Origin of the sequence: Enterobacter sp. Cy-643 (genome assembly GCF_011752815.1) — a bacterium.
Taxonomy (GTDB): Bacteria; Pseudomonadota; Gammaproteobacteria; order Enterobacterales; family Enterobacteriaceae; genus Cedecea.
Window position 1 is genome coordinate 135144 of sequence record NZ_VWWV01000004.1, and the last position, 12126, is coordinate 147269.

A 12126-nucleotide genomic window follows, 5' to 3' on the forward strand; every position below is an offset into this window, starting at 1 on the left:
TTGCGATGAAAATCAGCGCCGCACTGCTGATGGTCGGGCTGATGCTGACAACCGTTTCCGGGCAGGCCGCCTGTAGCTGGCCTGCCTGGGAGCAGTTTAAAGCCAGCTATATCAGCGACCAGGGCCGGGTGATCGATCCCAGCGATGAGCGGAAAATCACCACTTCTGAAGGGCAGAGCTATGCGCTTTTCTTTGCGCTGGCGGCCAACGATCGGGCGATGTTCGACAAGCTGCTGCACTGGACGGAAAACAACCTCGCTCAGGGGGCGCTGAAAGACCATCTTCCCGCCTGGCTGTGGGGCAAAAACGACAAAGATGCGTGGACGGTTTTAGACAGTAACTCCGCCTCCGATGCCGATATGTGGATTGTCTGGAGCCTGCTTGAAGCGGGGCGTCTGTGGCATGAGCCTGCCTATAGCCGCCTCGGTGAAAAGCTGCTGAAGCGCGTGGCGAAAGAGGAAGTGATTAAAATCCCGGGGCTGGGATTTTCGCTGTTGCCGGGGCGAGTGGGGTTTAATCATTCTCCTGACTGGCGGCTGAACTCCAGCTATCTCCCGCCGCAGGTACTGCAGCGCATGGTGCGTTACCGCGGCCCCTGGTCGGCCATGCAGGTGGCAAACCAAAGATTACTGCTCGAAACCGCGCCTAAAGGATTTTCACCCAACTGGGCCGACTGGCATGAAGGCAAAGGCTGGCAGTACCAGACCGACGATGCCCGCTACGGTAGCTATGACTCGATACGCGTTTACCTGTGGGTTGGCATGATGGCCGACGATGACCCGCACAAAGCCGCGTTGCTGAAGGCCTTCCAGCCGATGGCGGATATCACCATCAAGCAAGGTTTCCCGCCGGAAAAAGTCGATGTGCAAACCGGCAGCGTGCAGGGCACTGGCCCGGTGGGGTTTTCCGCCGCCATGCTGCCCTTTTTACAGAATAGCGAAGCACGGGACGTGCAGCGTCAGCGGGTTCAGAGCAATTTCCCCCAGGCCGACGCCTATTACAGCTATGTTTTAACGCTCTTTGGTCAGGGATGGGATCAAAATCGTTTTCGCTTCAATTCTCGGGGTGAATTAATCCCTCGCTGGGGTCAGGTATGCGCAAGTTCTCATTAAGTTTAGTCACTCTCTCATTGGGCATGGCGCTGATGCCGGTGGCTCAGGCCGCGTTGACGCCCCAGCAGCAGCTGCTGGAGCAAGTGAGAATGGGGGAGGCCAGCAAACGCGAAGATATTGTGCGTCAGTCGCTGTCCAGGCTGGAGCTGATGGCGCCGGACGATCCGGACGTGATTGCGGCCCGAATGCGCTATCTGCTTCGACAGGGTGATAACGCAGGGGCGAAAGCACAGCTTGAGCGTCTGGCAAAACTGGCCCCCGGCTCTGCCGAATATAAACAATCCCAGGTTACGTTGATGCTGACCGGCGCGGATGGGCGCCAGCAGCTGCAGCAGGCGCGTTTATTAGCGACCAGCGGACATACCGAAGAGGCGATTGCCGCCTATGAAAAGCTGTTCGACGGCAACCCGCCTGAAGGTGATTTAGCGATCGAATACTGGATGCTGATGGCGAAGCGCCCGGCAACCACCAACCAGGCGATCGATAAACTGAAAGCGCTGAATGCCGCGGCACCGGGGAACGGCGAACTGCGTGGCAATCTGGTGCGGCTGATGTTTGCCAACGGCCGCAGCGCTGAGGCTTATCAGGTGCTTGAGCAAATGGCGAAATCCAACGGCAGCCGGGAAGATGCCGCTGCGTTATGGTATGGCCAAATCAGTAAGTTACCGACAGGGCCACAAAGCGTCGCGGCCCTGCAGCGTTTTCTTAATGTCTTCACCGAAGGTGATACGGTGGCCACCGCGCGTGACAGGCTTGCGCAACAGCAAAAACAGCTGGCGGATCCGGCTTTCCTCGCTCGGGCTAAAGGTCTGGAAGACGTGGGCGGTGGTCGTGGGAATCAGGCTATTCCGCAGCTGAAAGAGGCGTTAAGCTCGAAGCAAAACGACAGCGAAGTGGTTGGCGCGCTGGGGCAGGCTTATTCTCAGCAGGGAAAACGCGCCCTCGCGGTACAGCAGTTTGAGAAAGCCATTCAGATGGACCCGCAAAGCGACAACCGGGGCAAGTGGGACAGCCTGTTAAAAACCAACCGTTACTGGCTGCTGATTGAACAAGGCGATGCTCAGCTCAAAGCCAATAACCCGGATGCCGCGCTGCAAAAGTATCAGCAGGCGCAGAAGGTGGATAACACTGACAGCTACGCTGTGCTAGGATTTGGCGATGTGGCCGTGGCCAAAAAAGATGATGCCGGCGCAGAACGTTATTATCAGCAGGCGCTGCGTATGGATCGTGGTAACAGCAACGCGATTCGTGGCCTGGCGAACGTCTATCGCCGTCAGTCTCCGGCGCGTGCAACGGCGTATATTCAGAGCCTTTCGGCCAGCCAGCGCAAAAGTATTGATGATATTGAACGCAGCCTGACCGGCGAGCGTCTGGAACAGCAGGCTACCGCGCTGGAAAGTCAGGGGCAGTGGGCAAAAGCGGCGGAGATCCAGCGTCAGCGGCTCAAACTCGACCCGGACAGCGTGTGGATAACCTACCGCCTGTCGAACGATCTCTATGCCGCCGGAAAACACAGTGAGGCAGACAGCCTGATGCGTGGCCTGGCCCAGCGTAAGCCCGGCGACCCGGAGCAGGTCTTCGCTTACGGCCTGTATCTTTCAGGCAATAATCACGATGCGGCGGCGCTAAGCCACCTCAATACGCTGCCCAAAGCGCAGTGGACCGACAATATTCATGAGCTTGCTGACCGGCTGCAGTTTAACCAGGTGATGCAAACGGCTAACCGACTGCGGGACAGCGGCAAAGAAAAAGACGCCATTGCGTTGCTTCAGCAGCAGGCGCCGTCCGATCGCGTCGACTTAACGCTGGCCGACTGGGCCGCCGAACGTGGCGATCGCCCCACGGCGAAAGCGCAGTATCAGAAAGTCCTGCAGCGTTCACCCGGCAACGAAGATGCGCTGTTAGGGTTAACCGAGATGCTGATTGCCGAAGGGAATAAACCTCAGGCCCGCGATCTGCTGGCGAAGCTGCAGAAAGCACCGGCGGGTGAAACACCGTCCATCAACACCCAGCGCCGCGTGGCGAACGCCTGGGCGGCGCTGGGCGATAACGAAAAAGCCGCGCAAACCTACGCGCCAATTCTGGTCGCGGCCAAAACCCAGCCGCCGTCTATGGAAAGTGCGCTGGTGATGCGTGATGCCGCGCGTTTCCAGGCCGCAAGCGGCCAGCCGCAGCAGGCGCTGGAGACTTACAAAGACGCTATGGTCTCCTCGGGTATTACCCCGCAGCGCCCGCAGGATAACGACACCTTCACTCGGCTGACCCGCAACGATGAGAAAGATGACTGGCTGAAGCGCGGTGTGCGCAGCGATGCCGCCGATCTTTACCGCCAGCAGGATGTGAACGTGACGCTCGACCACGAATACTGGGGCTCAAGCGGCACGCCGGGTTACTCCGATCTGAAAGCGCATACCACGATGCTGCAAGTGGACGCTCCGCTTAGCGACGGACGCATGTGGTTCCGGACCGATATGGTGAATATGGATGCTGGCTCGTTCAAAGATAACGGGGCGGGCTACAACGAGCGCTGGGGAACCTGTGCGGAGCATACGTGTTTCGGCAGCACCAAACAGCGCGCCAGCGGGGCAAGCCTTGCCGTTGGCTGGAAAAATGATACCTGGCAAACGGATATTGGCACCACGCCGCTGGGCTTTGACGTCGTGGATGTTGTCGGCGGAGTCAGGTACAGCAACGATCTGGGGCCGATTGGCTACACGGTTAATGCGCATCGTCGCCCTATCTCCAGCTCGCTGCTCTCCTTCGGCGGGCAGCGGGATCCGAATACCAATACCGTGTGGGGCGGCGTTCGCGCGACCGGCGGTGGCGTGAGCCTGAGCTACGATAAGGGCGAGGCCAACGGCGTCTGGTCCAGCCTGGATGCAGACACGCTGACCGGTAAAAACGTGGCCGATAACTGGCGCGTACGCTGGATGACGGGCTACTACTACAAGCTGATTAACGAGAATAATCAGCGGCTAACCGTGGGCCTGACCAACATGGTCTGGCACTACCAAAAAGACCTTAGCGACTACTTCCTCGGCCAGGGCGGCTATTACAGCCCGCAAAAATATGTGTCGTTTGCCGTGCCGGTGACCTGGCGTAAACGTACCGAGAATTGGTCCTGGGAACTGGGCGCTTCCGGCTCTTGGTCTTACTCCCATAGCAATGCGGGCCAGCGCTATCCGCTGCGTAACCTCGTGCCAAATAACACTAACCCCTACCCGGAGGATCTCCAGGGCTATCCGGACCGCAACGATCCTTTCTCGGCCAGCAGCAGCAACGGTTTTGGCTACACGGCCAGAGCGCTGGTCGAGCGCCGAATCAGCTCGCACTGGTCAATCGGTGCCGGGATTGATATTCAGCAGGCCAAGGACTACACCCCAAGCCACGCGCTGATTTTCGTTCGCTACTCTATGGCGGGCTGGCAGGGCGATATGGATATGCCGCCGCAGCCGCTGGTGCCTTATGCGGACTTCTGATTAGCGGTGATGCAGGGCGGCGGGTTAGCCCGCCGTTTGCGGTTTTTTGCTCAGAATTCGGCGCAAAGTTGCCCATAAAAGCAGAATTAACCGATTCTCCAGAGGCCAGGATTAAAAAGAGCGGCAATGCAGTATACTCTGCGGGCATAAGAATATCCTGATGCCGGGCGTGGCGCAGGTTAAGCAAAAGCGGAGAGTCAGCTTGCGAGTCAGTCGTTCCCTAACGATAAAACAGATGGCGATGGTGTCAGCCGTGGCCCTGGGGTTTATTTTCATTTTTATCGTCATTCAGCTGTTCCATTTTGTGCAGCAAAACCGCTACGACACCGCCACGCAAATGGAGAAAATCGCCCACTCCGTGCGTCTTCCGCTGTCTGAGGCCATTCTGCGCGCAGACATCCCGCAGGCCGAGGCGATTCTTCATCAGATCCAGCCTTCGGGCATCATCAGCCGGGCCGATGTCGTGCTGCCCAATCAGTTCCAGGCGCTTCGCATTAGCTTTATGCCGGAGCACCAAATCCCGATGCTCATCGCCCGCGTGTTTGAGCTGCCGGTGCAGATTTCCCTGCCGCTTTATTCCCTCGAACGCCCGGCAAACCCGCAGCCGCTGGCTTACCTGGTGCTACAGGCTGATTCCTGGCGCATGTATCGGATTATCGTCAGCACGATTTCCACCCTGCTGACCACCTATTTGCTGCTGGCGCTGATTCTGACCGTGGCGATCAGCTGGTGTATTAACCGGCTGGTGGTGCATCCGATCCGTAAGATTAGCCGTGAGCTGGATAATCTGAATCCTCAGCAAGCGGGTGAGCACCAGCTCACGCTGCCGCCGCTGCACCATGACGATGAGATTGGCATGCTGGTACGCAGTTATAACCGTAATCAGCAGGTTACGCAGCGCCTCCAGCAGCAAATGAACGCATTGAGTACCCATCATCCAGTCACGGAGCTGCCAAATAAGGCGCTGCTGATGGCGCTGCTTGAACAGATGGTGGCGAACGAGAAGCGCGGCGCGTTGATGTTAATCGGGAGCGAAACGCTGCAGGATGCGGCCGGCGTCCTGAACGAAGAGCAGCGTGAGATGCTGCTGCTGACGCTGGTCGAGAAAGTTAAACTCGTGTTGCCGACCAACACAGTTCTGGCCCAGCTGAGTCAGAATGATTTTGGGCTGCTGCTCTATGGCGTCAGCGACCCGTGGAATGCCATGACGCTGGCGCAGAAAATCATGGAAACGCTCAACGCTCGTTTACCCATCCAGGCGCTGCAGCTGAAACCGACCGCCAGCATTGGTATTGCGATGTTCAGGGGAGGTCTCAGCGCTGAACAGATCTATCGCCGGGCAGCTTCGGCAACGCTTGCGGCTCGCCGCTTCGGGAAAAACCAGATTCAGTTCTTCGACCCCGATCAGATGGAAAAGGCCCAGCAGCGTCTGACCGAAGAGCACGATATTTTGAATGCGCTTGAGAAGCATCATTTTGCCGTCTGGCTACAGCCGCAGGTGGATATGCGTGACGGAAGCGTAGTCAGTGCTGAAGTTCTGCTGCGCCAGCGCCAGGCTGACGATAGCTGGAGCCTGCCGGAAGGACTGATTGAGCGCATTGAAGCCTGCGGGCTGATGATCACCGTTGGTAACTGGATCCTCGAGGAGTCCTGTCGCACGCTGTCTGCCTGGCAAAGTAGGGGCGTTACGCTGCCGCTGTGCGTCAATCTTTCTGCGCTCCAGCTGCTGCATGAAGCCATGGTGCCTTCGCTCCTGGAGCTACTCAGACGGTACAGAATCCAGCCCGGCACGCTGATTCTTGAAGTCACCGAGAGCCGCCGCATTGATGATCCGCAGGCGGCGGTCAATATTTTGCGGCCGCTTCGCCAGGCCGGGGTGCGTATTGCGCTGGATGATTTTGGTATGGGCTACGCCAGCCTGCACCATCTGCACCACATGAAAGCGCTGCCGATTGACGTGCTGAAGATAGATAAAAGCTTCATCGAAGGGCTGCCGGAAGATAACGCGATGGTGAGCGTGATTATTGCGATGGCCAGAGCGCTGGATCTGAAAGTGGTGGCTGAAGGCGTGGAGCAAGAAGCCCAGCGCGAGTGGCTGGTGCAGCAGGGCGTGATCTACGCGCAGGGGTTCCTGTATGCCAAAGCGCGCACCCTCGAGCAGTTTGAACGTGAATTTCTTACTGCATAAATGAAAAACAATAGTTACAAATGTTATAAGCTGGATCGGTTCAGTTCATGTTTTTAACAGTTCCGTTAACAAAATCGATCCAGGCCACTTCTGCGTTTTTTTTAGGGTGATATGTTGACTGCCGCAGTCGTACCGGTTCCTGAGCCGGGGCTGCGGTTACTCTCCGTTCAAGGATACTCTAATGAAAACCTCACTCTTCAAAAGTCTGTATTTTCAGGTGCTGACCGCAATTGCCATCGGCATTTTGCTGGGTCACTTTTACCCGGAATTGGGTGCCCAAATGAAACCGTTTGGCGACGCGTTCGTTAAACTGATTAAAATGATTATTGCGCCCGTCATCTTCTGTACCGTGGTGACCGGGATTGCTGGCATGGAAAGCATGAAAGCCGTAGGCCGTACCGGCGCGGTAGCGTTACTTTATTTTGAGATTGTCAGTACTATTGCGCTGATTATCGGGCTGGTTGTGGTCAACGTGCTGCAGCCTGGCGCCGGGATGAACGTGGACCCGGCGACGCTGGATGCCAAAGCGGTTGCGGTTTACGCTGAACAAGCGCAGCAGCAGGGCGTTATTGCCTTCTTGCTCGACGTTATCCCAGGTAGCGTGATTGGCGCGTTTGCCAGCGGTAACATTCTGCAGGTGCTGCTGTTTGCCGTTCTGTTTGGCTTTGCGCTGCATCGCCTGGGCCACAAGGGCCAGATGATCTTTAACGTCATCGAAAGCTTCTCTCAGGTTATCTTCGGCATCATCAATATGATCATGCGTCTGGCGCCAATCGGGGCGTTTGGGGCCATGGCGTTCACCATCGGTAAGTACGGCGTAGGTTCTCTGGTGCAGTTGGGACAGCTGATCGTCTGCTTCTACATTACCTGCCTGCTGTTTGTGATTCTGGTTCTGGGTTCTATCGCCCGCGCTACGGGCTTCAGCATCTTCAAGTTCATCCGCTACATCAAAGAAGAGCTGCTGATTGTGCTGGGGACATCTTCTTCCGAGTCTGTCCTGCCGCGTATGCTCGATAAGATGGAGAAGCTGGGCTGCCGTAAATCCGTTGTAGGCCTGGTCATTCCAACCGGTTACTCCTTCAACCTGGACGGCACCTCGATTTACCTGACTATGGCGGCGGTGTTTATCGCTCAGGCGACCAATAGCCACATGGATATTTTCCATCAGATCACGCTGTTGGTTGTGCTGTTGCTCTCTTCTAAAGGGGCGGCCGGGGTTACCGGCAGCGGCTTCATCGTGCTGGCGGCAACCATTTCTGCGGTAGGCCATTTGCCGGTTGCGGGCCTGGCGCTGATTCTGGGTATTGACCGCTTCATGTCCGAAGCGCGCGCGCTGACCAACCTGGTAGGTAACGGCGTGGCGACCGTCGTTGTCGCGAAATGGGTAAAACAGCTGGACGAAAAGCAGCTTCAGCAGCAGCTGGATAATCCACAATCTGACAAAAAAGTGACCGAAGTCTCTCACTAATCCGACCAATTGCCCGCAGCGACTTGCCCTCGCTGTGGGCGACTCTGCATAATTACCTTCCTAAACATTCAACATTCTCTATTTTTCACTTTCTTACGTGACGTTTTCGCAGAAATGCGGTCAAACGGATTGGTGAAACGTCACCTATGTCGGTCTGCGGACGTCGAATGCCGCGCCGATGTGCTACTTTTAACCAGGATTGTTTTTAGGGGTTCACATGCAGGGCACCAAGATTCGACTTTTAGCTGGCGGGTTGCTATTAGCCGCAACGGCCAGCAACGTGCAGGCAGAAGCGCTCCAGCCGGACCCGGCCTGGCAACAGGGAACGCTTTCTAACGGCTTCCAGTGGCAGGTTTTGGCCACCCCCCAGCGCCCAAGTGACCGCGTTGAAATTCGCCTGATGGTGAATAGCGGGTCGCTCACAGAAACCGCCCAACAAAGCGGTTACAGCCACTTTTTACCGCGCATGCTGCTGACGCAGACCGGCGGTCTGCCGACGAGCCAGGCGCGCTCGTTATGGCACCAAAGCAGCGACCCGGAGCGTCCACTTCCTCCGGCTATCGTCTCCTATGACTTCACGCTGTTTAACTTGAGCTTGCCTAATAACCGCAATGATTTGCTGAAAGAAGCGCTGACGTTTATGTCGACCAATATCGGGTCGCTGGCGGTGACGCCGGCAACCGTCACCGCGGCACTGCATGTGCCGGATATGGTGGCAACCTGGCCGATGAACACCAAAGACAGCTGGTGGCGCTATCGCCTGAAAGGCTCCACGCTGCTTGGCCACGATCCGGCTGATAATCTCAAGCGCCCGGTGGATGCCGCCCAGCTGAAAGCGTTTTACGACAAGTGGTACACCCCGGATGCCATGACCCTGATCGTGGTTGGCAACGTCGATAGCCGTAACGTAGCGGAACAAATCAACAAAACCTTCGGTGAGCTAAAAGGCAAACGCGACACGCCTGCGCCGGTGCCAACGCTTTCCCCGCTTAACCCTGAACCGGTCAGCCTGATGACCGACAGCGTGCGTCAGGACAGGTTGTCCCTGATGTGGGACAACGCCTGGCAGCCGATTCGGGAGTCCGCGGCGCTGCTGCGCTACTGGCGTGCCGATCTGGCCCGTGAAGCGCTATTCTGGAATGTGCAGCAAAGCCTGAGCAAAAACGGCGTTAAAGACCTCAATCTGAGCTTTGATTGCCGCGTGCTTTATCTGCGTGCCCAATGCGGGATCAACATTGAATCCCCGAACGATAAGCTGAACGCCAGTCTTACCAGCGTCGGGCGTGAGCTGTTGAGAGTCCGCGATAAGGGCCTCTCTCAGGAAGAATTCGACGCGCTGATCGCGCAGAAAAAGAATGAGCTGACGAAGCTGTTTGCCACCTACGCGCGCACCGACACCGACGTGCTGATCGGCCAGCGTTTACGTTCGCTGCAGAATCAGGTGGTTGATATTGCGCCGGAGCAGTACCAGAAACTCCGACAGGATTTCCTCGACAGCCTGACCGTGTCGATGCTCAATCAGGATCTGCGTCAGCAGCTGTCTCAGGAGATGTCTATGGTGCTGTTGCAGCCAAAAGGCGAACCTGAGTACAACATGAAGGAACTCAAAGAGACGTGGGATAAGGTGATGGTGCCAGCTGCGCCGCCGCCGGTGACCGACGATCCTAAGCAGGATGTTTCGGATATTCCTCCTGCTTCTTAGCGGTGGGATTGCCCCTCACCCCGACCCTCTCCCCACAGGGGAGAGGGGGAATTCTTGAAGATGTCTTATTGTCGGCCCCTCACCTTTAGTAAGAGGGGGAATTCGCCAGACGCTTTCTTTTTATTCCCCTCCTTTAGCAAGAGGGGAGTTCGTCAGGTGTTTTCTTTTCGTCCCCTCTCGCTTCCAGGGAGAGGGCTAGGGTGAGGGTCATCTTATTTGGGCATTGCATCCAGCGGGATAATCGCCCCGCGATATTGAATCACCGTGCCCGCCGTCAAATGACCGCGCTTCGCGGCTTCTTCCGCCGTACCCCCGGTTAACCGCACTGCCAGATAGCCCGCGCTAAAGGAATCTCCTGCTGCGGTAGTGTCCACGATTTTCTCTTTTGCCAGACGAATTGCCGGTACGTCGAGTAGATCCTCGCCACTCATCGAGACCAGGCAAGACTCAGCGCCTCGTTTGATGACCACTTCTTGTACGCCAGCAGCATGCGTCCGGCGAATCACTTCCTCTGCCGGAGCTGAGCCCCATAGCGCGTCTTCGTCGTCCAGCGTCAGGAACGCAATATCCGTGCAGGCCAGCATTTGCCGGTAAACACGCTGTGTCTCTTGCGGGCTGGCCCATAAGCGCGGCCGATAGTTATTGTCGAAAATGACTTTGCAGCCGTTCGCTCTGGCCTGCTTCAACATCGCGAAAAGCTTCTCCCGGCTGGTGTCATTGAGGATGGCCAGGCTAATGCCGCTCAGATAGAGGTAATCAAACCGGGCCAGCTCCGCGCATATTTCGTCTGAACGCTCGCTTTCCAGCCAGAACCGCGCCGCAGCTTCGTTACGCCAGTAGTAGAACGTCCGCTCGCCGTGGCTATCGGTTTCGATGTAATACAGGCCCGGAAGGCGATGCTCCAGCCGCTGAATCAATGTCGTGTGCAGGCGTTCCCGGCGCCAGGTGTCCAGCATTTGCTGACTAAAGCTGTCCTCGCCGAGCGCGGTGACATAATGCACTTCCAGTGCGCTTTCGCTGACCTGGCGGGCGAGATAAACCGAGGTATTTAACGTATCGCCTCCGAAACCTCGCTGAAGCTGGGCTCCGCTTTGAGACAGTTCGATCATGCATTCGCCGATCACGGCAATTTTCTGAGTGAGCATAAGAGACCCGGTGGTTAAATGAACAAAAACACTGTTTTTTTGCATTCTCCGCCGTGGCGAAAAGTGAGTCAAATATTTTAAAACAGCGTTTCGAAAATGTTTGATGTACGCCAGGTTATTGTGATTGTGACAAAAATCGTTCTGGCGCATTTTGCTGCGAAAGCGAGCATAAAGTTCTCTATTCCGACGCCGATAACCTTTCGACGAGCCATGTAGAGTTATCAGGGCAAACAGGATGTACAGATGAAGTTGAAGCAGATCACTCACCGGCTGCATACGCTTGAGGCGAGCGTTGAAAGTTTGCAGGAGCGACGATTTTGGCTGCAATGCCAGCGGCGCTACACCTTTCAGCCGATTTACAGAACAGACGGGAAATTGATGGCAGTTGAACTGCTGACGGTGGTCACGCATCCGGCTGAGGCAGACGTACGTATCCCGCCTGACCGCTATTTCTCTTCGATCCCCAGCCGCCAGCGTCTTGCGGTGGTGGAAGAACAACTGCGTCTGTTGGAAGCCTGGGAGCAGACCTTTATCGGTCACGGCATCCTGGCGTCGGTTAACGTTGATGGCCCAACTTTGATCGCCATGAAGCAGCATCAGCCGATTCTTGATTTGATCGCCAGGCTGCCGTGGGTACGTTTTGAACTTGTGGAGCATATTAACTTGCCACAGGCGGCAACGCTGGCCGGTATGCATGAGTTTGGCCCGCTCTGGCTTGATGATTTTGGCACTGGTCTGGCTAATTTCTCCGCGTTGAGCGAAGTCCGCTACGACTATATCAAAGTGGCGCGCGAGCTTTTTATCATGCTGCGTAAAAGCGATGAAGGGCGTAATTTGTTTACCATGCTGCTGCAGTTAATGAACCGGTATTGTAAGGGTGTAATTGTGGAAGGCATTGAAACAGTTGAAGAATGGCGAGATGTTCAGTCTTCACCTGCTTATGCTGCCCAGGGTTATTTCCTGTCTCGCCCAGTCCCTTTCGAAAACCTGGAAAACGTTCTGATTCGCCTTCCCTGATGTCGTTTCGGTCAC

At 56.4% G+C, this 12126-nt stretch carries 7 protein-coding genes; 6 read left to right on the top strand and 1 reads right to left on the bottom strand.

Going from position 1 to position 12126, the window contains the following annotated elements; all coding sequences use genetic code 11:
- The first annotated feature begins 5 nt into the window (after window positions 1-5).
- The 5 genes from bcsZ to F3J29_RS16665 all read left to right on the top strand — a co-directional run bounded on the left by bcsZ (window position 6) and on the right by F3J29_RS16665 (window position 9949).
- Window positions 6-1112, top strand: a complete 1107-nt coding sequence (gene bcsZ, locus F3J29_RS16645) for a cellulose synthase complex periplasmic endoglucanase BcsZ (RefSeq protein ID WP_166867721.1) — start codon at window positions 6-8, stop codon at window positions 1110-1112.
- Window positions 1094-4591, top strand: a complete 3498-nt coding sequence (bcsC, locus tag F3J29_RS16650; protein WP_166867723.1) for a cellulose synthase complex outer membrane protein BcsC — start codon at window positions 1094-1096, stop codon at window positions 4589-4591. The genes bcsZ and bcsC overlap by 19 nt, the downstream gene beginning before the upstream one ends.
- Before the next feature lie 202 nt (window positions 4592-4793).
- A complete protein-coding gene (gene hmsP, locus F3J29_RS16655) occupies window positions 4794-6779 on the top strand; it encodes a biofilm formation regulator HmsP (RefSeq protein ID WP_205246824.1) in 1986 nt (661 codons plus the stop codon).
- Between the two features lie 181 nt (window positions 6780-6960).
- The gene (locus tag F3J29_RS16660; protein ID WP_166867728.1) at window positions 6961-8247 is read left to right on the top strand and encodes a dicarboxylate/amino acid:cation symporter; all 1287 of its coding nucleotides are present in this window, start codon (window positions 6961-6963) and stop codon (window positions 8245-8247) included.
- A gap of 217 nt (window positions 8248-8464) precedes the next feature.
- Complete coding sequence (locus F3J29_RS16665; RefSeq protein ID WP_166867730.1) at window positions 8465-9949, top strand: M16 family metallopeptidase; 1485 nt, start codon at window positions 8465-8467, stop codon at window positions 9947-9949.
- 212 nt (window positions 9950-10161) lie between these two features.
- Here F3J29_RS16665 and kdgK read toward each other — a convergent pair whose 3' ends face one another.
- A complete protein-coding gene (gene kdgK, locus F3J29_RS16670; protein ID WP_166867732.1) occupies window positions 10162-11094 on the bottom strand; it encodes a 2-dehydro-3-deoxygluconokinase in 933 nt (310 codons plus the stop codon).
- Between the two features lie 243 nt (window positions 11095-11337).
- On the opposite strand from kdgK, the gene pdeH reads away from it, so the two are divergent.
- A complete protein-coding gene (gene pdeH, locus F3J29_RS16675) occupies window positions 11338-12111 on the top strand; it encodes a cyclic-guanylate-specific phosphodiesterase (RefSeq protein WP_166867734.1) in 774 nt (257 codons plus the stop codon).
- Window positions 12112-12126: the final 15 nt, after the last annotated feature.

Excerpts from the sequence above, each read along its gene's own strand:
- bcsZ (WP_166867721.1), top strand. The coding sequence starts at position 6 with ATGAAAATCAGCGCCGCACTGCTGATGGTCGGGCTGATGCTGACAACC.
- bcsC (WP_166867723.1), top strand. The coding sequence starts at position 1,094 with ATGCGCAAGTTCTCATTAAGTTTAGTCACTCTCTCATTGGGCATGGCG.
- F3J29_RS16660 (WP_166867728.1), top strand. The coding sequence starts at position 6,961 with ATGAAAACCTCACTCTTCAAAAGTCTGTATTTTCAGGTGCTGACCGCA.
- F3J29_RS16665 (WP_166867730.1), top strand. The coding sequence starts at position 8,465 with ATGCAGGGCACCAAGATTCGACTTTTAGCTGGCGGGTTGCTATTAGCC.
- kdgK (WP_166867732.1), bottom strand. The coding sequence starts at position 11,094 with ATGCTCACTCAGAAAATTGCCGTGATCGGCGAATGCATGATCGAACTG.
- pdeH (WP_166867734.1), top strand. The coding sequence starts at position 11,338 with ATGAAGTTGAAGCAGATCACTCACCGGCTGCATACGCTTGAGGCGAGC.